This is a genomic window from Streptomyces sp. NPDC048483, from assembly GCF_040651455.1.
Classification (GTDB): domain Bacteria; phylum Actinomycetota; class Actinomycetes; order Streptomycetales; family Streptomycetaceae; genus Streptomyces.
Window position 1 is genome coordinate 1 of the sequence record NZ_JBEZJZ010000008.1, and the last position, 24010, is coordinate 24010.

General features: G+C 70.7%; 23 protein-coding genes. 14 read left to right on the top strand and 9 right to left on the bottom strand.

Features of this window, described 5'->3' with window-relative positions:
- Nucleotides 1-129: 129 nt before the first annotated feature.
- A complete protein-coding gene (locus tag AB0D04_RS06315) occupies nucleotides 130-558 on the bottom strand; it encodes an OsmC family protein (protein WP_362699931.1) in 429 nt (142 codons plus the stop codon).
- Between the two features lie 171 nt (nucleotides 559-729).
- Here AB0D04_RS06315 and AB0D04_RS06320 point away from each other — a divergent pair, with 171 nt between their 5' ends.
- Both AB0D04_RS06320 and AB0D04_RS06325 read left to right on the top strand, forming a co-directional pair.
- Complete coding sequence (locus AB0D04_RS06320; protein ID WP_362699933.1) at nucleotides 730-1089, top strand: histidine triad nucleotide-binding protein; 360 nt, start codon at nucleotides 730-732, stop codon at nucleotides 1087-1089.
- A 6-nt stretch (nucleotides 1090-1095) separates the two neighbouring features.
- Complete coding sequence (locus tag AB0D04_RS06325) at nucleotides 1096-2001, top strand: ribonuclease Z (protein ID WP_362699935.1); 906 nt, start codon at nucleotides 1096-1098, stop codon at nucleotides 1999-2001.
- Nucleotides 2002-2028: 27 nt separating this feature from the next.
- On the opposite strand, the gene AB0D04_RS06330 is transcribed toward AB0D04_RS06325, so the two are convergent.
- Nucleotides 2029-2844 (bottom strand): HAD family acid phosphatase, encoded by an 816-nt coding sequence (locus AB0D04_RS06330; protein ID WP_362699937.1) that lies wholly within the window; start codon nucleotides 2842-2844, stop codon nucleotides 2029-2031.
- A 253-nt stretch (nucleotides 2845-3097) separates the two neighbouring features.
- On the opposite strand from AB0D04_RS06330, the gene AB0D04_RS06335 reads away from it, so the two are divergent.
- From AB0D04_RS06335 to AB0D04_RS06345, 3 genes are all read left to right on the top strand, one after another.
- Nucleotides 3098-4444 carry an enolase C-terminal domain-like protein gene (locus tag AB0D04_RS06335; protein ID WP_362699939.1) on the top strand — a complete coding sequence of 449 codons (1347 nt, stop codon included), beginning with the start codon at nucleotides 3098-3100 and terminating at the stop codon, nucleotides 4442-4444.
- A 147-nt stretch (nucleotides 4445-4591) separates the two neighbouring features.
- A complete protein-coding gene (locus tag AB0D04_RS06340; RefSeq protein WP_362699941.1) occupies nucleotides 4592-5677 on the top strand; it encodes an S-(hydroxymethyl)mycothiol dehydrogenase in 1086 nt (361 codons plus the stop codon).
- Complete coding sequence (locus tag AB0D04_RS06345) at nucleotides 5677-6306, top strand: MBL fold metallo-hydrolase (RefSeq protein WP_362699943.1); 630 nt, start codon at nucleotides 5677-5679, stop codon at nucleotides 6304-6306. Before AB0D04_RS06340 ends, AB0D04_RS06345 begins: the two co-directional genes overlap by 1 nt.
- A 70-nt stretch (nucleotides 6307-6376) precedes the next feature.
- Here AB0D04_RS06345 and AB0D04_RS06350 read toward each other — a convergent pair whose 3' ends face one another.
- Nucleotides 6377-7699, bottom strand: coding sequence for a 6-phospho-beta-glucosidase (locus tag AB0D04_RS06350; RefSeq protein ID WP_362699945.1), 1323 nt, complete (start codon nucleotides 7697-7699; stop codon nucleotides 6377-6379).
- A gap of 66 nt (nucleotides 7700-7765) precedes the next feature.
- Between AB0D04_RS06350 and AB0D04_RS06355 the strand changes: the two genes are divergently transcribed.
- The 5 genes from AB0D04_RS06355 to AB0D04_RS06375 all read left to right on the top strand — a co-directional run bounded on the left by AB0D04_RS06355 (nucleotide 7766) and on the right by AB0D04_RS06375 (nucleotide 12575).
- Nucleotides 7766-8911: a PfkB family carbohydrate kinase gene (locus AB0D04_RS06355; protein ID WP_362699947.1), complete on the top strand. Its 1146-nt coding sequence runs from the start codon at nucleotides 7766-7768 to the stop codon at nucleotides 8909-8911.
- 169 nt (nucleotides 8912-9080) lie between these two features.
- Nucleotides 9081-10085, top strand: coding sequence for a PhoH family protein (locus AB0D04_RS06360; RefSeq protein ID WP_362699949.1), 1005 nt, complete (start codon nucleotides 9081-9083; stop codon nucleotides 10083-10085).
- A 47-nt stretch (nucleotides 10086-10132) separates the two neighbouring features.
- On the top strand, nucleotides 10133-10630 hold the full coding sequence (gene ybeY, locus AB0D04_RS06365) for an rRNA maturation RNase YbeY (protein WP_362699951.1): 498 nt from the start codon (nucleotides 10133-10135) through the stop codon (nucleotides 10628-10630).
- A 12-nt stretch (nucleotides 10631-10642) separates the two neighbouring features.
- Complete coding sequence (locus AB0D04_RS06370; protein WP_362699953.1) at nucleotides 10643-11974, top strand: hemolysin family protein; 1332 nt, start codon at nucleotides 10643-10645, stop codon at nucleotides 11972-11974.
- A gap of 319 nt (nucleotides 11975-12293) precedes the next feature.
- Nucleotides 12294-12575 (top strand): hypothetical protein, encoded by a 282-nt coding sequence (locus tag AB0D04_RS06375; protein ID WP_362699955.1) that lies wholly within the window; start codon nucleotides 12294-12296, stop codon nucleotides 12573-12575.
- A gap of 110 nt (nucleotides 12576-12685) precedes the next feature.
- Here AB0D04_RS06375 and AB0D04_RS06380 read toward each other — a convergent pair whose 3' ends face one another.
- Entirely contained in the window at nucleotides 12686-14155 is a 1470-nt protein-coding gene (locus AB0D04_RS06380) for an MFS transporter (protein ID WP_362699957.1), read from the bottom strand.
- 154 nt (nucleotides 14156-14309) lie between these two features.
- Here AB0D04_RS06380 and AB0D04_RS06385 point away from each other — a divergent pair, with 154 nt between their 5' ends.
- The 3 genes from AB0D04_RS06385 to era are packed head-to-tail and all read left to right on the top strand — an operon-like array spanning nucleotide 14310 to nucleotide 16523.
- Nucleotides 14310-15131 (top strand): helix-turn-helix transcriptional regulator, encoded by an 822-nt coding sequence (locus tag AB0D04_RS06385; protein ID WP_362700191.1) that lies wholly within the window; start codon nucleotides 14310-14312, stop codon nucleotides 15129-15131.
- 38 nt (nucleotides 15132-15169) lie between these two features.
- On the top strand, nucleotides 15170-15535 hold the full coding sequence (locus tag AB0D04_RS06390) for a cytidine deaminase (RefSeq protein WP_362699959.1): 366 nt from the start codon (nucleotides 15170-15172) through the stop codon (nucleotides 15533-15535).
- A 49-nt stretch (nucleotides 15536-15584) separates the two neighbouring features.
- Complete coding sequence (gene era, locus AB0D04_RS06395; protein WP_362699961.1) at nucleotides 15585-16523, top strand: GTPase Era; 939 nt, start codon at nucleotides 15585-15587, stop codon at nucleotides 16521-16523.
- A 171-nt stretch (nucleotides 16524-16694) separates the two neighbouring features.
- On the opposite strand, the gene AB0D04_RS06400 is transcribed toward era, so the two are convergent.
- From AB0D04_RS06400 to AB0D04_RS06420, 5 genes are all read right to left on the bottom strand, one after another.
- The gene (locus AB0D04_RS06400) at nucleotides 16695-17327 is read right to left on the bottom strand and encodes a hypothetical protein (protein ID WP_362699963.1); all 633 of its coding nucleotides are present in this window, start codon (nucleotides 17325-17327) and stop codon (nucleotides 16695-16697) included.
- Nucleotides 17328-17501: 174 nt separating this feature from the next.
- Nucleotides 17502-18773 (bottom strand): MFS transporter, encoded by a 1272-nt coding sequence (locus tag AB0D04_RS06405; protein WP_362699965.1) that lies wholly within the window; start codon nucleotides 18771-18773, stop codon nucleotides 17502-17504.
- The gene (locus AB0D04_RS06410; protein ID WP_362699967.1) at nucleotides 18770-20143 is read right to left on the bottom strand and encodes a GH1 family beta-glucosidase; all 1374 of its coding nucleotides are present in this window, start codon (nucleotides 20141-20143) and stop codon (nucleotides 18770-18772) included. The genes AB0D04_RS06405 and AB0D04_RS06410 overlap by 4 nt, the downstream gene beginning before the upstream one ends.
- A gap of 145 nt (nucleotides 20144-20288) precedes the next feature.
- Nucleotides 20289-20555 (bottom strand): protealysin inhibitor emfourin, encoded by a 267-nt coding sequence (locus AB0D04_RS06415; RefSeq protein ID WP_362699969.1) that lies wholly within the window; start codon nucleotides 20553-20555, stop codon nucleotides 20289-20291.
- 45 nt (nucleotides 20556-20600) lie between these two features.
- Entirely contained in the window at nucleotides 20601-21680 is a 1080-nt protein-coding gene (locus tag AB0D04_RS06420; RefSeq protein WP_362699971.1) for a M4 family metallopeptidase, read from the bottom strand.
- A 330-nt stretch (nucleotides 21681-22010) separates the two neighbouring features.
- On the opposite strand from AB0D04_RS06420, the gene leuA reads away from it, so the two are divergent.
- Nucleotides 22011-23789 carry a 2-isopropylmalate synthase gene (gene leuA, locus AB0D04_RS06425; protein WP_362699973.1) on the top strand — a complete coding sequence of 593 codons (1779 nt, stop codon included), beginning with the start codon at nucleotides 22011-22013 and terminating at the stop codon, nucleotides 23787-23789.
- The last annotated feature ends 221 nt before the right edge of the window (nucleotides 23790-24010 follow it).

Consider the following 24010-nt stretch of genomic DNA (forward strand, 5'->3'; position numbering starts at 1 on the left):
TCCCCCACCCTCCCTCCCCCCGCCCCCCCTCCCACCCCGCCCCCCCCTCACCCTCCTTCCCGGCGCCGCCCCCCCCCGGGCCCCCCCCCCCGCCCCCCCCCACCGCCGTTCACCTCACCTCACGATGTGTCAGACGAGCTGCGCATCCAGCGTGATGTTCTTGACCCCCGCCAGCGCCTGGCTCACCGGGCAGTTCTTCTTGGCGTCCTCGGCGGCCGCCTGGAATTCCTCCTCGGACAGGCCCGGGACGCTCGCGCGGACGGTCAGCACGATGCCCGTGATGCCCTCGCCCGGCTGGAAGGTGACATCGGCCTGGGTGTCGAGCGCGGCGACCGTGTACCCCTTGCCCGCCAGGCCGTGGGAGAACGCCATGGAGTAGCAGGAGGAGTGGGCCGCCGCGATCAGCTCCTCGGGGCTGGTGACGCCGTTCGGCTGCTCCGCGCGGGCGGGCCAGTTCACGTCGTACGTACCGACCTTGGAGGACTCCAGGGCGACGGTGCCCTTGCCCTCCAGGAGGTTGCCTTCCCAGTGGGTCTTGGCGGTGCGTGTGGTTGCCATGGTGGATAGCTCCTGGTTGTGGGCGATAAGCGTCTGCCGGGCCAGCTTAGTGATCCCCGGGCCCCGCGACCGGGTGATCGGGCCGCCGCCCGGTAGCATCCGAGGCCGTACGCACGGTGCGTACGACGTGTGCGTACGGCGCACACGGCGCGACCTCGAGGGAGCCCACCGGTGGCGGGAGAACCGCAGGCCGACTGCCTGTTCTGCAAGATCGTGGCGGGGGAGGTGCCCGCGACCATCGTCCGGGAGACCGAGACCACCGTCGCGTTCCGCGACATCAACCCCCAGGCCCCGACCCACGTCCTGGTGATCCCCAAGGTGCACTACCCGGACGCCGCGGCCCTCGCCGCCGCCGAACCGCAGGTCATCGCCGACATACTGCGCGAGTCGCGCGAGGTCGCCGCCGAGGACAAGTGCGAGGACAGGGGCTACCGGGTCGTCTTCAACACCGGCGCCGGCGCCGGCCAGACCGTCTTCCACGCACACCTGCACGTCCTGGGCGGCCGCGGCCTCCAGTGGCCTCCCGGATAACCAGCCATGTCCGTACGTGAACTGGTCGTCCTCGGCACCGCCAGCCAGGTCCCCACCCGGCACCGCAACCACAACGGCTATCTGCTGCGATGGGACGGCCAGGGGGTGCTCTTCGACCCCGGTGAGGGCACCCAGCGCCAGATGCTGCGCGCCGGGGTCGCCGCGCACGACCTCAACCGGATCTGTGTCACGCACTTCCACGGTGACCACTCGCTGGGCCTGGCCGGGGTGATCCAGCGGATCAACCTGGACCGGGTGCCGCACCCCGTCACCGCCCACTATCCGGCCAGTGGCCAGCGCTTCTTCGACCGGCTGCGGTACGCCACCGCCTACCGCGAGACGGTCCGGCTCAAGGCGCGCCCGGTGGCCGAGGACGGCGAGCTGGACCGCTCGAAGTCGTACGCCCTGGAGGCGCGCAAGCTCTCCCACCCGGTCGAGTCGTACGGCTACCGCCTGGTGGAGCCGGACACCCGGCGGATGCTGCCCGACCGGCTGGCCGAGCACGGCATCACCGGCCCCGACATCGGCCGCCTGCAGCGCACCGGCGAGCTGAACGGCGTCCGCCTCGAAGAGGTCAGCGAACTGCGGCCCGGCCAGAAGTTCGCCTTCGTGATGGACACCCGGCTGTGCGAGGGGGCGTACGCGCTGGCGGCGGGCGTGGACATGCTCGTCATCGAGTCGACCTTCCTGGACGAGGACATCCAACTGGCCATCGACCACGGTCACCTGACGGCCGGACAGGCCGCTGGCGTGGCCCGGGATGCGGGCGTACGCCATCTCGTCCTGACCCACTTCTCGCAGCGCTACGCCGACCCGGACGAGTTCGAGCGGCAGGCACGCGCAGCGGGGTTCACCGGCGAACTCACCGTCGCCCAGGACCTGATGCGCGTGCCGCTCCCCAAGAGGCACTGACCGCCCCCGGACGCCCGCGGCCTGCGGCTAAGGCAGGTAGTACATCGGGTTCGGCATCTTGAAGGTGCGGTCGCCGAAGCCGCCGTTCAGGTCGCTGTACTGGTCCCCGAAGTTGGCGACGATGTGGTAGCCGAGGGACTCGATGTGCTGACGGGTGCCCGACTTGAACTCGGTGGTCGTGCAGTCCGCGCCGCAGGGGAGGTACGGCGGCGGGTTTTCCTTGTTCTTCAGGTAGACGTGCGTGAGGTCCAGCGGCACCCCGTAACCGACGTTCTTCAGGTTGCGCACGCTCCACTCGCGCTGCGCCTCCTTGCGGCCGGTGAGGAAGAAGACCTCGGCGCCCTTGCTGTGCGCCCAGTTGACGAGCCGGTTCATGCCGAAGACCGGGTCCATGTCGGTCGTGGCGAGGTACTTGTCCTGGCTCTCCGGGGTGAAGTGGAAGCCCACCTGGAGCTCGTAGTTGTACGTGAGCAGGGTGGTGTCGTCCATGTCCAGGACGATGGCGGGCCTGGTGTGCTTGCCGGAGCGGGCGGCGGGCTTCGCGAGTTCCTTGGTCAGGTAGCTGCGGGCCTTGGCCTCGATGCCGCGGACCTGGCGGGCGTAGTTGCTGCGCGGGGAGGCGTAGTGCTGGCCGTCGGCCGTCACCGTGTCGCCGTAGTACGCCGTGATCTGGTCCTGCACCCGGGTGAGATTGGGAATCTCCTTGTCGGTGCGGGGGACCGAGTGCTCGGCGGTCGCCTGGCCGATGCCGAAGACGGCGGTGCCGGTGACGAGCGCGGCGACCGTCGCGGCGCCGAGGCGGGCGCGACGGGAGAGGCGACGGAAGGGGGCGGGACGGGGCATGCGCGGCTCCTTCGGATGACATGGACAGAATCAGAACGGCATTCAGGTAGGTGTCTAACAGAGCCGCCAATTCTGTATCTACGCGCGAAGATTAAATGGTTGGTAAAGCCTTATGGGGGTGGGGTGTTGACGTCCACTGCGCGGGCTCCTTACGCTCCGGATTCATATACGGACTGCACCCACATATACGAACACCCCTTATGGCGCCCCATGAACGACCGCCCATGGCCCTCGACCGTGCAGGAGTCACCCCGTGGACAGCCTCACCATCACCGAGGTCCGGCTCACCCCGGTCCTGGTGGCCGATCCGCCCCTGCTCAACACGCAGGGCGTACACCAGCCGTACACCCCCCGGCTGATCGTCGAGGTGGTGACGGAAGGCGGCGTCGCCGGGCTCGGTGAGACCTACGGCGACACCAAGTACCTCGACCTGGCCCGCCCGTTGGCGACCGCGCTCGTCGGCCGTACGGTCACGGATCTGAACGGGCTGCCCGAGCTCGCCGCGCAGGTGTGCGGGGAGTCGTCCGCCGCAACCGGTGCCGACGCCGTCGACGCCGGCGGACTGCGTGGCGCGCAGACCGCCGGCAAACTGCGCCTGTCGGTGGTCTCCGGCTTCGAGGTGGCCTGTCTGGACGCCTGGGGTCGCGCCACCGGTCTGCCGGTGCACGCCCTGTTGGGCGGCAAGGTCCGGGACCGCGTCGAATACAGCGCGTACCTCTTCTACCGGTGGGACGCACACCCGGGCGGCCGCGGCGAGCCCGACGACTGGGGCGCGGCGCTCGACCCGGCCGGCATCGTCGCGCAGGCCCGCCGCTTCGCCGACACCTACGGCTTCACGTCCTTCAAGCTCAAGGGCGGCGTCTTCGAGCCCGCGCAGGACATCGCGGCGGTCCGGGCGCTGGCCGCCGCATTCCCCGGCCGGCCGCTGCGTATCGACCCCAACGGAGCCTGGAGCGTGCCGACTTCGCTCCAGGTGGCGCACGAGCTGCGCGATGTCCTGGAATACCTGGAGGACCCGGTGAGCGGCACCGCCCGGATGGCGGAGGTGGCCGCCGCGTTGAAAGGTACGGGGCGAAACCCGTCCGGCGGGGGCGGTGGCGGGCGACGGGAGGGCCTCCCCCTGGCCACCAACATGTGCGTGACGAGCTTCGACGAGATCCCCGAGGCATTCACCCGCGACGCCGTCCAGGTCGTGCTCTGCGACCACCACTACTGGGGCGGCCTGCACCGCACCCGCGAACTGGCCGCCATCTGCCGCACCTTCGGCGTCGGCCTGTCCCTGCACTCCAACACCCACCTGGGCATCAGCCTCGCCGCCATGACCCAGGTCGCGGCGACCGTCCCCCGCCTCGACCACGCCTGCGACACCCACTACCCGTGGCAGACCGAGGACGTCCTCACCGAGCGCCACACCTTCCGCGACGGCCGCCTGGCCGTCGGCGACGCCCCGGGCCTGGGCATCGACCTCGACCGGGACCGGCTCGCCGCGCTGCACCGCCGCTGGCTGGAGGACGACGGCGGATATCGCTCCCGTGATGATGCGGCGGCGATGCGGGTGGCGGATCCGGGGTGGGTGAAGCCCACGGTGCCGCGCTGGTGAACCCGGGGCCCGGCGGACGCCGCCGCCCGTCCGCCACCTGGCCGAGCGGACCTCCTCCCCGGCCATACCGCACCCGCATGCGGTATGGCACGGCTCGGTCGCCATGCGCCACAGTGGTCCCCAGGTGATCTTTGAGAGGGGCTGTTCATGGCACAGGAAGTGCGCGGCGTCATTGCGCCGGGGAAGAACGAACCGGTCCGGCTGGAGACGATCCTGGTGCCGGATCCCGGCCCCGGAGAGGCCGTGGTGAAGATCCAGGCGTGCGGGGTGTGCCACACCGATCTGCACTACAAGCAGGGCGGGATCAACGACGAGTTCCCGTTCCTGCTGGGGCATGAGGCGGCGGGCGTGGTGGAGTCGGTCGGGGCGGGTGTGACGGATGTGGCGCCAGGGGACTTCGTCGTCCTCAACTGGCGTGCGGTGTGCGGGGCGTGCCGGGCGTGTCTGCGCGGGCGTCCGCAGTACTGCTTCGACACGCACAACGCGCAGCGGAAGATGACCCTGAAGGACGGCACCGAGCTGAGCCCCGCGCTGGGCATCGGAGCGTTCGCCGACAAGACGCTGGTCGCCGCCGGGCAGTGCACCAAGGTCGACCCCGAGGTCTCGCCGGCCGTCGCCGGGCTGCTGGGCTGCGGGGTGATGGCGGGCATCGGCGCGGCCATCAACACCGGCGGTGTGGGGCGCGGCGACTCCGTCGCGGTCATCGGCTGCGGCGGGGTGGGCGACGCCGCCGTCGTGGGCGCGCGGCTGGCAGGGGCGGCGAAGATCATCGCGGTGGACATCGACGACCGGAAGCTGACGACGGCCCGCTCCATGGGCGCCACCCACACCGTCAACTCCCGTACTACCGACCCCGTCGCGGCGATCCGCGAGCTGACCGGCGGCTTCGGCGCCGATGTCGTCATCGAGGCGGTCGGCCGGCCCGAGACGTACCAACAGGCCTTCTACGCCCGCGACCTCGCCGGAACCGTCGTCCTGGTGGGTGTCCCCACCCCGGACATGACCCTGGAACTTCCCCTCCTGGACGTGTTCGGGCGCGGCGGCGCCCTCAAGTCCTCCTGGTACGGCGACTGTCTGCCCTCCCGCGACTTCCCGATGCTGATCGATCTGCATCAGCAGGGGCGGATCGACCTTGCCGCGTTCGTCACCGAGACCATCGGCATCGAGGACATCGAGCAGGCCTTCGAGCGGATGCACGCGGGCGATGTCCTGCGCTCGGTGGTGACGCTCTGATGACGGCGCGCATCGATCACCTGGTCACCTCGGGGACCTTCTCCCTCGACGGCGGCACCTGGAACGTCGACAACAATGTCTGGATCGTGGGCGACGACGTCGAGGCGGTCGTCATCGACGCGGCGCACGACGCCGAGGCCATCCTGGCGGCCCTCGGCGGCCGGACGCTCCGCGCGATCATCTGCACCCACGCCCACAACGACCACATCGACGCCGCCCCGGCGCTGGCCGCCCGCACCGGCGCACTGATCCATCTGCACCCCGACGACCTGCCGCTCTGGAAGCAGACCCACCCCGACTCCGCCCCCGACGCGCACCTGTCCGACGGGCAGGTGATGACCATCGCCGGTACGGATCTGACCGTGCTGCACACACCGGGGCACGCACCGGGCGCGGTCTGCCTCTACGCGCCCGACCTCGGCACCGTCTTCACCGGCGACACCCTCTTCCAGGGCGGCCCCGGCGCCACCGGCCGGTCCTTCTCCGACTTCCCCACGATCATCGACTCGATCCGCGACCGGCTGCTGACCCTGCCGCCGAGGACCGAGGTCCGTACGGGGCACGGCGATCCGACGACCATCGGGGACGAGGCCCCGCACCTGGAGGAATGGATCCAGCGCGGCCACTAGCCGGCCGGGGCCTGCCGGCGGGACGGCACAGGGACCGCATCCTGCGTGCCGTCCGGACGGACGCCGGTCCCTACCCCTCCCCGGCCGCCCGCTCCAGGATGCGGGCGGCCACCGCGGGGGAGTCCACCAGCGGATGCAGCGCCAGTGCCCGCAGCGCCGCGCCGCGGTCCTTGAACGTCGCGGCCTCCACCGCCGCCCGCTCCACCGCCTTGACCTGCAGCATCAGCCCCAACTGGTCCTCGCGCAGCGGCGCACACGGCAGTGGGCGGGCCCCCTGCGACGTCACCTCGCACACCGTTTCCACGATGGCGTCCGGTGCCAGCTGCGGCACCGTCGACCCGTTGCGGACATTGAGGATCAGCCGGGTGCCGCGGTCGCCGGCGATGGCGTGCATCAGGGCCAGCGCGACCCGGTCGTAGCCGCCGCCCTCCAGGTCATGGCTGTCGCGCTGCCACCCGCCGCTCGCCTCCCGGCTCTCCGCCATGTACGTCTCCTCGCGCTCCCGCCGCGTCCGCTCCCACAGCTCGTACGCCGCCTGGGGCCCGCCCGCCGCCGCGGCCCGCTCGAAGAAACCGCCCTGCTGGTGATCGAGGAATTCGCCGCGGGTCTCCTTGGCGGCCCGTACGGAGTCGAGGGTCTCGCGGCGGAAGTAGTAGTAGTGCAGGTACTCGTTGGGGAGCGCCCCCAGGGTGTGCAGCCAGTCGGCGCCGAAGAGCCGGCCCTCCTCGAAGGAGCCCAGCGCGGCTTCGTCGGTCAGCAGCCGCGGCAGCAGCTCGGCACCGTCGAGGGTCAACGACCGCAGCCAGCCGAGGTGGTTGAGGCCGATGTAGTCGTATGCCACCCGGTCCGGGTCCGCGCCTGCCGCGCGGGCCGCCCGCCGCACCAGCCCCACCGGTGAATCGCAGATCCCGATGACGCGGTCGCCCAGCACCTGCGACATCGCCTCGGTGACCATGCCCGCCGGGTTGGTGAAGTTGATGACCCAGGCTTGGGGGGCGAGGGCGGCGACCCGTTCGGCGAGATGCAGCGCCACCGGGATGGTGCGCAGGCCGTACAGGACGCCGCCCGCGCCGACCGTCTCCTGCCCCAGCACCCCCTCGGCCAGAGGGATGCGCTCATCGCGTACCCGGCCCGCCGTACCGCCCACCCGGATCGCGGAGAAGATGAAGTCGGCGCCGGTCAGGGCCTTGTCCAGGTCCTGGGCGACGCGTACGGTCACCGGATCGGGACGGCCCTGCGCCAGCCGCGCCAGCACGTCGGCGATCACCGCCACCCGGCGCGCGTCGGTGTCGTACAGGGTCACTTCGGAGACGGAGCGCGCCGGGTCGTCCAGCAGCGCGCGGTACACCAGGGGCACCCGGAAACCGCCACCGCCGAGAATCGTGAGCCTCATGAGGCGGAACGTACCGCAGCATCGGGCAGACTGGCGGCACGTGCCGATAGGAGAGGGGCGAGCGCGGTGAGCAGTGGCCGACGCGATGTCCAACCGCCTGCTGCGGGCCCGGCCGCCGTGCCGACGGCCCTCGACCCGCTGGCCGAGGTGCGCCGCGCGGACGATCCGCCCACCGACGTCTATCTGACCGGCACGGTCTTCCTGGACATCATCTTCACCGGCCTGGATTCCGCGCCGGTCCGCGGCACCGAGTCCTGGGCCCGCGGCATGGGCTCCAGCCCGGGAGGCGTCGCCAATATGGCCACGGCGCTGGCCCGGCTCGGGCTGCGCACCTCTCTGGCCGCCGCATTCGGCGACGACATGTACGGCGAGTACTGCTGGGAGGCGCTCGAGAGGGGCGAGGGCATCGACCTGACGATGTCACGTACGGTTCCCGGCTGGCACTCCCCGGTGACGGTCTCCATGGCGTACGAGGGCGAGCGCACGATGGTCTCGCACGGCCACGAGGCGCCGCCGCCCGAGTCCGCCTTCGACGGGGCGCATGCGCCGGGCTGCCCGCCGCCCTCCCGCGCCTGCGTCGCCTCGCTGGTGCCCGGCCGCCGGGAGGGCTGGCTGGGCTGCGCGGCCGGCCGCGGCAGCCGGATCTTCGCGGATGTGGGCTGGGACGACAGCGGCCGCTGGGACCCGGCCGACCTCGCCGACCTCGAACACTGCGAGGCCTTCCTGCCCAACGCCGAGGAGGCGATGCGCTACACCCGCACCGACTGCCCGCGCGCGGCCGCCCGCAAGCTGGCCGAACGCGTCCCGCTCGCGGTGGTCACCATGGGCGCCGAGGGCGCCTGCGCCGCGGACGGGCGGACCGGCGAGAGCGCCGAGGTGCCCGCCATCGCCGTCGAGGCGCTGGACCCCACCGGCGCCGGGGACGTCTTCGTCGCCGGGTTCGTCACCGGCACCCTCGCCGACTGGCCGCTCGCCGACCGGCTGGCCTTCGCGGGCCTGAGTGCCGCCCTGTCGGTGCAGGAATTCGGCGGCTCGCTCTCCGCGCCCGGCTGGGCCGAGATCGCGGCCTGGTGGCAGGGGGCGCGGATGGGTGAGGCCCCGGCCGCGCTGCGCCGCCGGTACGGGTTCCTGGACGATGTGCTGCCCGCTGCCTACCGGCCGGCACCGCTGGCCCGCGCCGTCCCGACGATCGGCTTCCGCCGCCCGGCCTGAGCGGCGGCGGGGGCCCCTCCCTTTCCCGCCGCGAAAAGCCTTCGGCCTTGTCAGTGCCCCGTCGTACTCTTGTATCCCAAGGAGAGGTCAGGCCGCGGGCGCCTTTTCGCGAGCGCAGGCGCCTCCGAAGAGCAAAGGATGGGGGTTGAGCAGGCTACCGAGCCGGCCCATGACGCAGACACCCATGCAACCGCAGGCGAGCGCCCAGTTCACCGTTCCCGCCAAGCACCCGATGGTGACGGTGCTGGGATCCGGGGACTCGCTGCTGCGGGTGATCGAAAAGGCCTTCCCGGCGACCGACATCCATGTCCGGGGCAACGAAGTCAGCGCCGTCGGGGACGCTCATGAAGTCGCCCTCGTCCAGCGCCTGTTCGACGAGATGATGCTGGTGCTCCGCACCGGACAACCGATGACGGAGGACGCAGTGGAACGCTCCATCGCCATGCTGCGCGCGGCGGAGGACGGTGGGGGCGCGATAGGCGAGACCCCTGCCGAGGTACTCACCCAGAACATCCTCTCCAACCGGGGCCGCACGATCCGCCCCAAGACCCTCAACCAGAAGCGCTACGTCGACGCCATCGACAACCACACCGTCGTCTTCGGCATCGGCCCGGCCGGCACCGGCAAGACGTACCTGGCCATGGCCAAGGCCGTCCAGGCGCTCCAGGCCAAGCAGGTCAACCGCATCATCCTGACCCGCCCCGCCGTCGAGGCCGGCGAGCGCCTGGGCTTCCTGCCCGGCACCCTCTACGAGAAGATCGACCCGTATCTGCGCCCGCTCTACGACGCCCTGCACGACATGCTCGACCCGGATTCGATCCCGCGGCTGATGGCGGCGGGGACGATCGAGGTGGCGCCGCTGGCATACATGCGGGGCCGCACCCTCAATGACGCCTTCATCATTCTCGACGAGGCGCAGAACACCAACCCCGAGCAGATGAAGATGTTCCTCACCCGCCTCGGCTTCGAGTCCAAGATCGTCATCACCGGTGACGTCACCCAGGTCGACCTGCCGGGCGGCAAGAGTGGTCTGCGCCAGGTGCGGGAGATCCTGGACGGCGTCGAGGACGTCCATTTCTCCCTCCTCACCAGCAAGGACGTGGTCCGGCACAAGCTGGTGGGCCGTATCGTCGACGCATACGAGAAGTACGACAGCCGCAACGGCAGCCAGTAGGCCACCTCGCGGGCACGCCAGACCGAGAAGCGAGACGAAACCTCCCCATGTCGATCGACGTCAACAACGAGTCCGGATGGGACATCGACGAGCAGGCCGTCCTGGACGTGGCCCGCTTTGCCATTGCCCGGATGCGTATCCACCCGCTGTCCGAGCTGTCCGTCATCGTCGTGGACGCCGAGGCCATGGAACAGCTCCACATCCAGTGGATGGACCTGCCGGGTCCGACCGATGTCATGTCCTTCCCGATGGACGAGCTGCGTCCGCCGGCCAAGGACGACGAGGAGCCCCCGCAGGGGCTCCTCGGTGACATCGTGCTGTGCCCCGAGGTCGCCAAGAAGCAGGGCGAGGAGGCCGCGACGGGGCATTCCATGAACGAGGAGCTCCAGCTGCTCACCGTCCACGGCGTGCTGCACCTCCTCGGCTACGACCACGAGGAGCCGGACGAGAAGGCCGAGATGTTCGGCCTGCAGGCGGCGATCATCGACGGCTGGCGGGCCGAGCGGGGCCTGACCGGTCCCTCGCCGGCCCCCACCGTGTCCTGACCGGGCGCCCCCATGACCACCCAGCTGATCGCGGTCGCGGTCCTGCTCGTTGTGATCGCCTGGCTCGCCGCCTGCGCCGAGGCGGGCCTCGCCCGTACGACGAGCTTCCGCGCCGAGGAGGCCGTCCGTTCCGGCCGCCGTGGCAGCGCCAAGCTCGCCGCCGTCGCCGCCGACCCCACCCGCTATCTGAATGTCGCGCTGCTGGTGCGGGTCGGCTGCGAGATGGCCGCGGGCGTCCTCGTCACGTACGCCTGCCTGCGGTCCTTCGACAAGACCTGGCAGGCCCTGAGCGTCGCCATCGCCGTGATGGTGCTGGTCTCCTATGTCGCCGTCGGCGTCTCACCACGCACCATCGGCCGCCAGCACCCGCTGAACACCGCGACCGCCGCCGCCTACGTCCTCCTCCCGCTGGCCCGCATCATGGGCCCCATCCCGCAGCTCCTGATCCTCATCGGCAACGCCCTCACTCCCGGCAAGGGCTTCCGCAAGGGTCCGTTCGCCTCCGAGGCCGAGCTGCGCTCCCTGGTGGACCTGGCCGAGAAGGAGTCGCTGATCGAGGACGAGGAGCGCCGGATGGTGCACTCCGTCTTCCAGCTCGGCGACACCCTCGTCCGCGAGGTGATGGTGCCGCGTACGGACCTGGTGTCCGTCGAGCGCTTCAAGACCATCCGCCAGGCGCTGACCCTCGCGCTGCGTTCCGGTTTCTCCCGTATCCCGGTGACCGGCGAGAACGAGGACGATGTGGTCGGCGTCGTCTACCTCAAGGACCTGGCCCGCAAGGTGCACATCAGCCGGGACGCGGAGACCGAGCTGGTGTCGTCGGCGATGCGGCCGGCGGTGTTCGTGCCCGACACGAAGAACGCCGGTGATCTGCTGCGGGAGATGCAGCAGGACCGCAATCACGTCGCGGTGGTGATCGACGAGTACGGCGGCACGGCCGGCATCGTCACCATCGAGGACATCCTGGAGGAGATCGTCGGCGAGATCACCGACGAGTACGACCGCGAGCTGCCGCCCGTCCAGGACCTCCGCGACGGCCGCTACCGCGTCACCGCCCGCCTCGACATCGGCGCGCTCGGCGAGCTCTACGGCCTGGCCGAGCTGGACGACGAGGACGTCGAGACGGTCGGCGGGCTGCTCGCCAAGCTCCTGGGGCGGGTGCCGATCGCGGGTGCCACGGCCGAGGTCGATCTCTCCGACGACGCCTACGACCCGGGGCTCAAGGCGCTGCGGCTGACCGCGGAATCCCCGGCCGGCCGCCGCAACAAGATCATTACGGTGCTGTGCGAGCCGATCCGCCAGGAGGCCGGCAGCGGCGCCGGCGCACAGCGCTCCGGGAACTGATCCCGCTCCTGCCCTGCGGCGGCGTACCCTCCCCGCAAAGCGGCCGTTTTCCCTTTCCCTCGTACTGATCCCGAGTGCACCACAACTTTTCTGCATTCCATGTTTCGGGAAGCTAGATTCCGTCATGACGGCCATGGAAAGATCGCTCGGGAGGTCGCCGATAACGCGCCGACCGCTCTGTGGGAGAGGGACGTGGCAAGGAATGCGTGCGAGCAGGGCCACGGTGGGTATGGTCGCCGTGGTAACCCTGCTGGCGGGCTGTTCCGGCAGCTCGGAGGGCAAGGGCGGCGCCCCGGGGAGCGGTGCGGGGAAAGTTTCCGTGAAGTTCACGGTGACGTCGAATCTGTCGCTGAATATCGCCATGACCGGCACCAAGGGTTCCGGTGGCCACACCGTGGAATTCAAGAAGGTCAAGGCGCCGTGGTCCGCGACCGTGCGGGTGGAAAAGGGCCGCTATCCGGCCGTTGCCATTGCGCCGCTGGACGCCGCCAAAAAGGGGGAGGTGGGGTGCGAAATGCTGGTCGACGGCAAACCGGCCGACGAGGATTCCGGCAAGGGCACCGGCCCCTCCCTCGTTGTGGACTGCAGCAGCGCCGTATGACGGCCGCTGCCTGCTGAAGAGCGGTTGCCCCGGCGCAGGGGAGCGGGGCAACCGCCGTCTTCAGCCTCATCCGGCTCGGGGCCCGTCCGGCGGACATGGCCCGACGCGCCCTATCCGCGCGCTGGCGTACGGGCCCTCCGCAACCCGGTGGCGACCAGTACCGCAACCACTGCCACCACGGCCGCGTCCACGCCGAGTGCCGGCTTGATGCCGCCGAGGGTGGCGTCCGCGAAGCCGTCGCCGTCCGCGCGCAGCGCGGCGCTGTGTGCCGCGGCGACCGCGCTCAGCAGGGGAATGCCGAGGGTGATCCCCACCTGCTGCGAGCTGGTGACCAGGCCCGTCGCCAGGCCCTGTTCGGCGTTCGGCACACCGGAGGTGGCGATCACGCCGTACGACACGATCACCCACAGGTGGAAGACGCTGCCGAGCGTCACCGCGACCAGGGCCAGCCACATCCCGGGGCCCGCGTCCCGCCCCAGCCCCAGCAGCGCGGCGGTGAAGGCGGCCTGCAACGCCAGCCCGGCCACCAGGGTGTTACGGGCGCCGAGCCGCCCGATGACCTTCGGCGCGACGATGCCGGAGGCCGCCGAGAACACGCCCTGCACGCCGAAGACCAGCCCGGTCCGGGAGGCGGACAGCCGCAGCACCTCCTGCAGATACAGCGTGAGCAGGAAGACGACGGTGCTCATCATCGAGAAGGTGATCAGCCCCGCCAGGTTGCCCCAGGCGACGCTGCGGCGGCGCAGCATCGGCAGCGACACCAGCGGCTGGGCGGCCCGCGATTCGACGACGACGAACAGGGCCAGCAGCACCAGCCCCACGACCAGCGCCGCCACCACGCCCGGCCGGCCGAAGCCCTCCTCGGCGGCGGTGGACAGGGCGTAGATCACGGACAGCAGACCGCCGGTGACGGTGACCGCTCCGGGGACGTCGATCCGGGGACGGAAGGGGGGCCGGGATTCGCTCAACAGCAGCGGCGCCGCGGCCAGTACGCCCGCTCCGGCCACCGCCGGCACACCCATTGTCGAGCGCCAGCCCAGTACGTCCGTCATCACACCGCCGAGCACCATGCCGACGGTGAAGCCCATCGAGAGCAGTGTGCCGCTGATGCCCAGCGCCCGCTCCCGCTGCGGCCCCTCGGCGAAGGTGGTGGTCAGCAGGGACATCCCGGTCGGCACGATGACCGCCGCCCCCACACCCTGAAGGGCGCGCCCGGCCAGCAGCACGGCCGGCTCCCAGGCCAGCGCGGCCAGCACCGAGGCCCCCGTGAACAGCGCGAGCCCGGTCAGGAACAGCCGACGCCGCCCGAAGAGGTCGGCGATCCGTCCGAACAGCAGCAGAAAGCCGCCCGACGGCAGCGCGAAGGCGGTGACCGCCCATTGCAGATCGGCCTGCCCCATACCGAGGTCCTTGCCGAGGACGGGCAGCGCCACATTCAGGATGGAGAAGTCGAGCGCGACGATGAACTGCGCCGCGCACAGGAGCAGCAGGATGAGCTTGGCGCGGGTGGTCATCCGCGCCGCACCGGGGGCGGCGGCCGTCCGCGCAGCGGCGGCGGCCGGGGTATCGGTAACTGACATGCAAGGAGCCTGCGGCCGCGGAAGGCGCCATGGGGAGCGGCAACTTATCGTGGTGTCCGCACCACCAGCCACGCAGACAAGGGGGAGCCACGTGGCCTCGAACTCCGCCGCCCAGGACTCCTCGCGCCGCCGCCAGGAGCTGCGCGACTTCCTGATGAGCCGCCGGGCGCGGGTCAGCCCCGCCGAGGCGGGGCTGCCGGCCGGCGGCCGCCGCCGTACGCCCGGACTGCGCCGCGAGGAGGTCGCCGTCCTCGCCGGCGTCGGCGCCTCCTGGTACCAGTGGCTGGAGCAGGGGCGGGACATCAGCGTCTCGCCGCAGGTGCTGGATGCGGTGGGGCGGGTGCTCCGGCTGCGCGACGCCGAACTGCGCCATCTGTACGTCCTGGCGGGCCTCAACCCGCCACTGCCGCGCGCCGAATACGGTGCGGACCATCTCCGCGACGGGCTGCAGCGGCTGATCGACGGCTGGATGCCCTTCCCCGCGCACATCATGGATGTGTACTGGAACAGCATCGCCTTCAACGAAGCGGCGAAGCTGGTCCTGCGGCACGGCCGCCCCGGCGTCTCGTCCAACTGCCTGATCGCCTTCTTTACCGACTCCGTCTACCGTGCTCGCGCCCTGAGCTGGGAACGCAACGCCCCGGTGGTCGTCGCCCAGTTCCGCGCGGCGTACGCGCAGCGTCCCGGCGACGAGGGCTTCGAGGCGCTGGTGGACGAACTGTCGTCGGTCAGCGAGGACTTCGTACGGCTGTGGGCACTGCGCGACATCGAGGACAGCGGCCAGATCCACAAGGAACTGGAGCACCCGCTCGTCGGCACGCTCCACTTCGAGAGCACCAAACTGCGGGTGCCGGCCCGGCCCGACCTGTCCATCGCGATGCACAACCCGCTCCCCGACTCGGACACCGCGGCCAAGATGGAGTGGCTCACCTCGCCGGAGGGCCGCCGCGGCCACATGTATTCGGTGGCGGGCTGACAGCGGGGCGTCGGGCCGCCCCGCATATGCTCGGCCCCATGACCGACTCCGCACCGCTGGACCCCGAAGACCGCAAGATCATCACGCTCGCGCGCTCGGCGCGGGCCCGTAACGGTGTGCCCGAGGGGGCCGCCGTACGGGACGAGACCGGCCGTACCTATGTCGCCGGGACCGTCGCCCTGGACTCGCTGCGGCTGAGCGCGCTGCAGACGGCCGTGGCGATGGCCGTGGCCAGCGGTGCCACGTCCCTGGAGGCCGCGGCCGTGGTCACCGAGGCCGAGCAGGCCGCCGACGCGGACCGTGCGGCCGTCCGGGACCTCGGCGGGCCCGGGACGCCGGTGCTGGTGGCGGGCCCCGACGGCGCCCTGCGCAGCAGTGTCCCCGCGGGCGGGCCCGGGGCCTGACCCCCCGCGATGGTCGGCGTGGCCCCGGCGATCAGGGAGAATGGGCGCCATGAGCGTCCGTACAGACTCCTCCGTCCCGCACCGCGCCGGCTTTGCCTGCTTCGTCGGCCGCCCGAACGCGGGCAAGTCCACCCTCACGAACGCTCTTGTCGGTACGAAGGTGGCCATCACCTCCAACCGGCCGCAGACCACCCGCCACACCGTGCGCGGCATTGTGCACCGCCCCGAGGCCCAGCTGGTCCTTGTGGACACCCCCGGCCTGCACAAGCCGCGCACCCTGCTCGGTGAGCGCCTCAACGACGTCGTACGGACCACCTGGGCCGAGGTCGACGTCATCGGCTTCTGCCTGCCCGCCGACCAGAAGCTCGGCCCCGGCGACCGCTATATCGCCACCGAGCTGGCCGGGATCAAGAAGACCCCCAAGGTCGCCATCGTCACCAAGACCGACCTGGTCGACTCCAAGGCCCTGGCCACCCAGCTGATCGCCATCGACCAGCTCGGCAAGGAGCTGGGCATCGAATGGGCCGAGATCATCCCGGTCTCGGCCGTCGGCGACAAGCAGGTCTCGCTCCTCGCCGATCTCCTCGTCCCTCTCCTCCCGGAGAGCCCGGCGCTCTACCCGGAGGGCGACCTCACCGACGAGCCCGAGCAGGTCATGGTCGCCGAGCTGATCCGCGAGGCCGCGCTGGAGGGCGTACGGGACGAGCTCCCGCACTCCATCGCCGTCGTGGTGGAGGAAATGCTGCCCCGCGAGGACCGCCCGGCCGACAGGCCCCTCCTCGACATCCACGCGAATGTCTATATCGAGCGCCCCAGCCAGAAGGGCATCATCATCGGCCCCAAGGGCAAGCGCCTGAAGGAGGTCGGGGTGAAGTCCCGCAAGCACATCGAGGCGCTGCTCGGTACGCCCGTCTTCCTCGACCTCCACGTCAAGGTCGCCAAGGACTGGCAGCGGGATCCCAAGCAGCTGCGCAAGCTCGGGTTCTAGAGTCTTTTCGGGCTTTATGGCCTATTGCGCTCTGTTGTGGTCCTGCTGAACCGCCTCCGCCCGGCCCAGCAGGTGACCTCAACATCTCGAGAACAGAGTGATCCGGAGAGCTGAGCTGTCCGGAGAGCGGAACCGTCCGGAGAACGGGACTGTTCGCGGTCTCTGTTTCAACTATTCGTAAACTTCCTCCATGTGCACGATCTGACCATTTTGGACCTTCACTTCGTAGAAGTTCCCGCCGTCGCAGTATTCTCCGGACTCTTCCGCGCTCTGGTGCTGCCCATCACCTTCCGGCTCTGCGCAGGTCTTGACGTGTGAGACGGCGGTTTGGCTCTTCGCAGGCTGCTCATTCCTGTGCCCGCGCTTGTCATCGATGAAGGTGATGGAGGCGTTGACAATGGAGGAGTACGTCTTCGATTGGCCCACGGGGTACAGGGGAGCTCCGCTCGTCCCCGGACGGTCGATGCACCGCCTTGCGGCATCAGTGGCGGTGAGGTTGTTGTCCGCGCCTGTGATGCTGTCGACCTTGATGAGCTTGGCACCCGGGGATATCCGCGGGCAGTTGTTGGCCGGAGGATTGCCGTCGCCGTCGTTGTCCTGGCTGGGCGACGACGGCTGCGCGCTCGGAGGGGCTGTGGTGCCGCTGCCGCCGCTCGTGCCGTCGTTCTCCTTCTTCTTGCCGTCACCCGGCGTGGCGGTGGCGCTCGCCGGGGTGTCCTTGCCGCTCGCGGAATCCTTCTTCTCGTCCGCGTTGCAGGCGGTCAGGAGCAATGCCGCGGAAACCAGCGCGGCGGTGGTGGCCATATGGCGTACGGAAAAGATCTCCAACTCCGTTTCTGTGCAGGCGATTTCGCATGAGTGGCCCCATGGTGGGGCGATGCCGAAGCTTCAAGATCGTACCGGCGGAGAGGGCATGCTCATGTCATTCGACTGCGCCGGGAAGCTGCTTTCCGGCAGCCCGTCCGCGCCGCACAACCCCTACGCCACACCCCGGATACGCCGTACCAACAGCGCCCCCACCAGCCCGATCGCCGCCGCCACCATGTACAGGACGCGATAGCCGCCGAGATGGTTCACGATCGGCGCGGCCAGTGCCGGAGCGGCCACCTGGGGCAGTGAGTTGGCGATGTTGATCAGGCCGAGGTCCTTGCCGCGGTGGGCGGCGGCCGGGAGGACGTCCGTCATCAGGGCGAAGTCGACGGAGGTGAAGACGCCGAAGCCGATGCCGAGCAGCGCGGCGGCGCACAGCGCGCCGGTCCAGGTCTGCCAGGTGCCGAGCAGCAGGGTGGCCGCCGCCATGATCACCCCCGCCCACAGGACGAACGGCTGCCGTCGGCCCGCCCGGTCCGACCAGATGCCGCCGACGACCACGGTGGCCAGCAGGGTCACGCCATTGACCGCCGTCAGGATCAGCACACCGCCGTCCGGGTCCGGGTGGTGCAGCGCATCCCGCAGGTAGTACAGGAGATAGAGCAGCGCCAGCGCATTGCCGAGGTTGATCAGGAAGCGGGTCAGCCAGGCCCAGCCGAGGTCGGGGTGGCGGCGGGGGCTGAGCCAGAAGCCCGCGAGGAAGGCGCGCCAGGTCAGCGGCGGGCGGGCGGCGGCCGGCAGCACCGGATCCCGGTGGAGGAGCGGGTGGGGGAGGGTGCCCAGGAGGGTGAAGGCGGCGCAGGCCAGATAGCCCGCGGTGATGCCGCCGGCGACGGTGGCCAGGCCCGCGCCGACGACGACGCCGAGCACCTGGGCCGCGCCCAGCCAGCCGCCCACCGCGCCGCGCTGGAGGCGCGGGACCCGGTCCGGGACGGCCGCGGTGACGGCCGCGAACGCCGCGTTGAGGGTGAGCTGGACCAGGCACCAGCCGACCGCCATCACGGGGACCGTACGGGCTCCCGCCAGCAGCGCCAGTGCCGCCGCCCCGCCCAGCACACCGGCCAGGATCCAGGGCGTACGGCGCCCGTACCGCGAGGTCGTACGGTCCGAGAGGGCACCGAACAGCGGGTTGGAGAGCAGGGAGACCGCGGCGCCCAGGCCGGTCACCCAGGCCAGCACGGATTCCTTGGACGTGCCGGGCGGCGCGAGTTCGGCGGCCTGGAGAGCGAGCAGGATCTGGATCGGGCCGTACCAGCCGACCCAGATCGCGCCGTTCGCCAGCGAGAGGGAGGCTGTCCAGCCGCGGCCGACCCGCTCGGCCGGCTCCGCCGATGCCGACACCGGCGAGGAGGCCGGCGGGCGCGCCGCGGCAGCGCTCACCCCTGGGCCTGGTGCCGCAGCGCGTCCCGCAGCCAGTGGAACGAGGCCTTGGGGGTACGGGCCAGCGTCGCGTAGTCGATGTGGACGAGCCCGAACCGGCGGGCGTACCCCTCCGCCCACTCGAAGTTGTCCATCAGCGACCAGACGAAATAGCCGCGGACATCGGCCCCGGCGTCCATCGCGTCGTGCAGCGCCCGCAGATGTCCGTCCAGGAAGGCGATCCGGTCGGTGTCCTCGATGCCCTCGTAGGAGCATCCGTTCTCGGTGATCATGACCGGTGGCAGGCTCGCGCCGTAGCGCTCGCGGAAGGAGCCGAGCAGTTCGGTGAGGGCATGGGGGACCACGGGCCAGCCGAAGTCCGTTTGCGGGTAGCCCTCGATCTCCCGCGGGGAGAAGGGGAGTTCGGGGGGCAGCGCGATCCCCGCGAAGTCGGCGGGGCCGGCCGGGTCCGCCACCGGGGCGCCCACCAGCGTCGGCTGGTAGTAGTTGATCCCGTACCAGTCCAGCGGCTGGGAGATGATCTTCAGGTCGTCGGCGACCGGGCCCGGCAGCATCGCCGCGAGGCCCTCGTCCGGATAGCGGCCGAGCAGGATCGGGTCCGCGAACAGCCGGTTGAGCAGGAGGTCGTAGAAGTCGGCGGCCTCGGTGTCGGCCGCGGATTCCGACGCCGCCCAGGTGGGGCCGTGCGAGTTGGCGATGCCGATGCTGGTGGCGCCGCGGGCGCGCAGGGCCTGGACGGCGAGGCCATGGCCGAGGAGCTGGTGATGGGCGGCGGGCAGCGCGTCGAAGAGCAGCGTGCGCCCGGGGGCGTGCTGCCCCAGCCCGTAGCCCAGCAGGGTCAGTTCGGCGGGCTCATTGAGCGTGATCCACCGCTCCACCCGGTCCCCGAGCCGCGCCGCCACCGCATCCGCGTACGCCGCGAAGTGCTCGGCGGTCTCCCGCAGAAGCCAGCCGCCGCCCGCTTCCAGGGCCTGCGGGGTGTCCCAGTGGAACAGCGTCGGTACGGGCGTGACGCCGGCCGCAAGGAGCGCGTCCACCAGCTGGTCGTAGAACTCCAGCCCGGCACCGTTGACCCGCCCGCTCCCGTCGGGCACCACCCGCGGCCAGGCGACCGAGAAGCGGTACGCGCCGACGCCGAGCTCCTGCAGCAGCGCGACGTCCTCGCGATAGCGGTGGTAGTGGTCCGTGGTGACCCGGGCATCGGACCCGTCCTTGATCCGCCCGGCCCGGGCCGTGAACTCGTCCCAGGCGGACCGCCCCCGCCCGCCCTCGTCCACCGCGCCCTCGATCTGCGCGGCCGAGGTCGACACGCCCCACAGGAAGTCGCGGGGGAAGCGGGGGAGGGGTGACGACGCCGGCTCGGTTGTCATGCGCCGGATCTTCGTTTACCGCCGGTAACAGAGTCAAGGGGCCTGCCGGGCCCCGCGGTTGTGCGCGATCGGGTGGTGGTGTGTGATCACGCGGCGGTGCGTGATCGGGCAGCGGGGGCCGGCCGCCGGGGCCCACGGGGACCGGCTACGCCCCCTCCTTCATCACCCGCGTGATCAGCTTCTTCTGCTCGTCGGTCAGCCGGGGATCGGCGCAGTACACCGTCCGCCCGTCGACGGTGAGCTGATAGCTGAAGCCGTCCGGCACCCCGACGGGGGGCGTGTCGTGGGCGGCGGCCAGGGACTCTTCGGCCAGGGTGTGCCAGTCGCCGGCATCGGGCCGCCCCGAGGTGTCGACCTCGGCGCGGCGCTCGATGCCCGCGAAACCACCGGTGCGCCGGATCTCAATACGCATGGTGGGCTCCTACCCCGTAGGGCGCGGGGGAGTGCTCCCGGTCCGCTACTTGCCCTGCTTGGCGGTCACCCCGACCTGGGTCCACGCCTTGACCAGGGCATCGTGCTCCGCGCCGGCGCCGAACCGGGCCTGCGCGGCGGCGATGGTGAGCTGGGCGAAGTCGGCGAACTGGGCGTCCTTGGCGAGCTCGCCGCCGGTCAGCACGTCGTACCAGACCTGCCCCGCCCTCTCCCAGGCATTGCCGCCGAGCGCGGTGGCGGCCAGGTAGAAGGCGTGGTTGGGGATGCCGGAGTTGATGTGTACGCCGCCGTTGTCGTCGGTCGTGTCCACATAGCCCGCCATCGTCGCGGGCTGCGGGTCCTTGCCCAGCACATCGTCGTCGTACGCGGTCCCCGGCTCCTTCATGGAGCGCAGCGCCGTGCCGTTGTCGATGCCCGGGCCCAGCAGCCCGGAGCCGATCAGCCAGTCGGCCTCCTCGGCGCTCTGGCCGAGCGCGTACTGCTTGATCAGGGAGCCGAAGACGTCCGAGACGGATTCGTTGAGCGCCCCGGACTGGCCCTGGTAGTCGAGATTGGCGGTGTACTGGGTGACGCCGTGGGTGAGCTCATGGCCGATGACGTCGACGGCGATGGTGAAGTCCACGAACAGATCGTTGTCGCCGTCGCCGAAGACCATCCGCTCGCCGTCCCAGAAGGCGTTGTCGTACTTCTCGCCGTAGTGGACGGTGGCGTCCAGCGGCAGGCCGGCGCCGTCGATGGACTTGCGGCCGTAGACCTTCAGGAAGAGGTCGAAGGTGGCGCCGAGGCCGGCGTGCGCGCGGTTGACGGAGATGTCCGGGGAGGGGCCGTCGGACTCCGTGTGCACCTTGGTGCCGGGCAGGGTCTCGTGGTGCTTGGCGTCGCAGATGGTGCGGTTCGGCTTGTCGGCGCCGGCGCCGGGCTCGCCGGGGGTCAGGCCGCGGGCGGCGACGCCGCGGCGCCGGGAGCGGTGGGCGTCGTCGTGCTCCAGGGTGCGGCGGGCGTGTTCGTGTGCCGCGGCGAGATTACGGAGGATGTGCGGCGGGACGATGGTGCAGAACACCGGGGTGGCGGCCGTCTCGGTGAGGTCCATGTGAGTGAGGTCCATGAACAAAAAGGTGGCACCCTGTAACCCGGTTGTCACTGCCAGCCGCCAAGATTCCCGAAAACGTGTGGTTCGTCGCAGTTATGCCGTTACGTCCTCCGAGTCCCGCATACTGATACGCGACGACCGATCGCCGGGGCCTCGGATACGCTGCTGAGCATCATGCGTTTCGGGCTGCTTCTCCTTAGCTGCCGCGGCGAGGGCCTGTAGTCGTAGGCCGACCCCCTCCCCGCGGAGTTCGGTGTTGCGGAATTTCGCCGTCGGCCTCCCCCAAGCTCTTAAGGAGCAGGGGGACACCCATCCTTAGTGGACACACGAGGAGCCCTACGCACCATGACGAATCCGTCGAGCCCCGCCGAGAACGCCGTCGGTCGCCGTACCCCCATCACGGCTGCGACGCAGCGGCAGCGCCCTTCCGGGATGCCGATCCACAAGTACGGCCGCTACGAGGCCGTCGAGATCCCCGACCGCACCTGGCCGGACAACCGCATCACCGTCGCCCCGCGCTGGCTGTCGACGGACCTGCGTGACGGCAACCAGGCGCTGATCGACCCGATGTCGCCGGCCCGTAAGCGGGAGATGTTCGACCTCCTGGTACGCATGGGCTACAAGGAGATCGAGGTCGGCTTCCCCTCGTCCGGGCAGACGGACTTCGACTTCGTCCGCTCCATCATCGAAGAGGGCGCGATCCCCGAGGACGTGACGATCTCCGTCCTCACCCAGGCCCGCGAAGAGCTGATCGAGCGCACCGTCGAGTCGCTGCGCGGCGCCCACCGCGCCACCGTGCACCTGTACAACGCCACCGCGCCGGTCTTCCGCCGGGTCGTCTTCCGCGGCTCGAAGGACCAGGTCAAGCAGATCGCCGTGGACGGCACGCGCCTGGTGATGGAGTACGCCGACAAGCTGCTGGGCGACGAGACCGCCTTCGGCTACCAGTACAGCCCGGAGATCTTCACCGACACCGAGCTGGACTTCGCGCTGGAGGTCTGTGAGGGCGTGATGGACGTCTGGCAGCCGGAGGACGGCCGCGAGATCATCCTGAACCTGCCCGCCACCGTCGAGCGCTCCACGCCCTCCACGCACGCCGACCGCTTCGAGTGGATGTCGCGCAACCTGTCGCGCCGAGAGCACGTGTGCCTGTCGGTCCACCCGCACAACGACCGCGGTACGGCGGTGGCCGCGGCCGAGCTGGCGATCATGGCCGGCGCGGACCGTATCGAGGGCTGCCTGTTCGGCCAGGGCGAGCGCACCGGCAACGTCGACCTGGTCACCCTGGGCATGAACCTCTTCAGCCAGGGCGTCGACCCGCAGATTGACTTCTCCCAGATCGACGAGATCCGCCGGACGTCCGAGTACTGCAACCAGATGGAGGTCCACCCGCGCCACCCCTACGCGGGCGACCTGGTCTACACCGCCTTCTCCGGCTCCCACCAGGACGCGATCAAGAAGGGTTTCGACGCGATGGAGGCCCAGGCGGCGTCCGTCGGCAAGACCGTCGACGACATCGAGTGGGCGGTCCCGTACCTGCCCATCGACCCCAAGGACGTCGGCCGCTCCTACGAGGCCGTCATCCGCGTCAACTCGCAGTCCGGCAAGGGCGGTATCGCCTATGTCCTGAAGAACGACCACAAGCTGGACCTGCCGCGCCGGATGCAGATCGAGTTCTCCCGGATCATCCAGGAGAAGACCGACTCCGAGGGCGGCGAGGTCACCCCGGCCGCCATCTGGTCCGTCTTCCAGGACGAGTACCTGCCCACCCCGGACAACGCCTGGGGCCGGATCGCGCTGCGCTCCGCCCAGACCTCGTCCACCAGCGACGGCACCGACGCACTGACCGTCGAGGCCGTGGTCGACGGCGACGACACGGTGCTGACCGGCACCGGCAACGGCCCGCTGGCGGCGTTCTTCGATGCGTTGCACGCCGTCGACGTGGACGTCCGCCTGCTGGACTACGTCGAGCACACCATGAGCGAGGGCGCCGGCGCCCAGGCCGCCGCGTACATCGAGTGCGCGATCGGCGACAAGGTGCTGTGGGGCGTCGGCATCGACGCCAACATCGTCCGCGCCTCCATCAAGGCGGTCGTCTCGGCGGTCAACCGCGCGGCGCGCTGACCCGGATGGGATTGCCTACCGCGCCCCCGCTGCTCGACCAGAGCGGCGGGGGCGCCGTACGTTGTCCACCTGATGGGCCGGGACCCCCCTCGTTCCGGCCAAGACCGCGATCCTTGTCAGAAGGCGTTGCCGCCGGTGGCCGGGTGCGCCACCTGCTCCCGGCCCCGTGCCATCCGGCCAGTTGTCCGGCACGAGGTACTGACGGCGCATCAACGATGTGG

Bases quoted from the DNA above. Each gene is read 5' to 3' on its own strand.
- leuA (WP_362699973.1), top strand. From the start codon at position 22,011: ATGACGAATCCGTCGAGCCCCGCCGAGAACGCCGTCGGTCGCCGTACC.
- AB0D04_RS06350 (WP_362699945.1), bottom strand. From the start codon at position 7,699: ATGAGGCTCACGATTCTCGGCGGTGGCGGTTTCCGGGTGCCCCTGGTG.
- ybeY (WP_362699951.1), top strand. From the start codon at position 10,133: ATGTCGATCGACGTCAACAACGAGTCCGGATGGGACATCGACGAGCAG.
- era (WP_362699961.1), top strand. From the start codon at position 15,585: ATGAGCGTCCGTACAGACTCCTCCGTCCCGCACCGCGCCGGCTTTGCC.
- AB0D04_RS06340 (WP_362699941.1), top strand. From the start codon at position 4,592: ATGGCACAGGAAGTGCGCGGCGTCATTGCGCCGGGGAAGAACGAACCG.
- AB0D04_RS06345 (WP_362699943.1), top strand. From the start codon at position 5,677: ATGACGGCGCGCATCGATCACCTGGTCACCTCGGGGACCTTCTCCCTC.
- AB0D04_RS06420 (WP_362699971.1), bottom strand. From the start codon at position 21,680: ATGGACCTCACTCACATGGACCTCACCGAGACGGCCGCCACCCCGGTG.
- AB0D04_RS06370 (WP_362699953.1), top strand. From the start codon at position 10,643: ATGACCACCCAGCTGATCGCGGTCGCGGTCCTGCTCGTTGTGATCGCC.
- AB0D04_RS06390 (WP_362699959.1), top strand. From the start codon at position 15,170: ATGACCGACTCCGCACCGCTGGACCCCGAAGACCGCAAGATCATCACG.
- AB0D04_RS06385 (WP_362700191.1), top strand. From the start codon at position 14,310: ATGAGCCGCCGGGCGCGGGTCAGCCCCGCCGAGGCGGGGCTGCCGGCC.
- AB0D04_RS06415 (WP_362699969.1), bottom strand. From the start codon at position 20,555: ATGCGTATTGAGATCCGGCGCACCGGTGGTTTCGCGGGCATCGAGCGC.
- AB0D04_RS06380 (WP_362699957.1), bottom strand. From the start codon at position 14,155: ATGTCAGTTACCGATACCCCGGCCGCCGCCGCTGCGCGGACGGCCGCC.
- AB0D04_RS06330 (WP_362699937.1), bottom strand. From the start codon at position 2,844: ATGCCCCGTCCCGCCCCCTTCCGTCGCCTCTCCCGTCGCGCCCGCCTC.
- AB0D04_RS06400 (WP_362699963.1), bottom strand. From the start codon at position 17,327: ATGGCCACCACCGCCGCGCTGGTTTCCGCGGCATTGCTCCTGACCGCC.
- AB0D04_RS06325 (WP_362699935.1), top strand. From the start codon at position 1,096: ATGTCCGTACGTGAACTGGTCGTCCTCGGCACCGCCAGCCAGGTCCCC.
- AB0D04_RS06315 (WP_362699931.1), bottom strand. From the start codon at position 558: ATGGCAACCACACGCACCGCCAAGACCCACTGGGAAGGCAACCTCCTG.
- AB0D04_RS06360 (WP_362699949.1), top strand. From the start codon at position 9,081: ATGACGCAGACACCCATGCAACCGCAGGCGAGCGCCCAGTTCACCGTT.
- AB0D04_RS06410 (WP_362699967.1), bottom strand. From the start codon at position 20,143: ATGACAACCGAGCCGGCGTCGTCACCCCTCCCCCGCTTCCCCCGCGAC.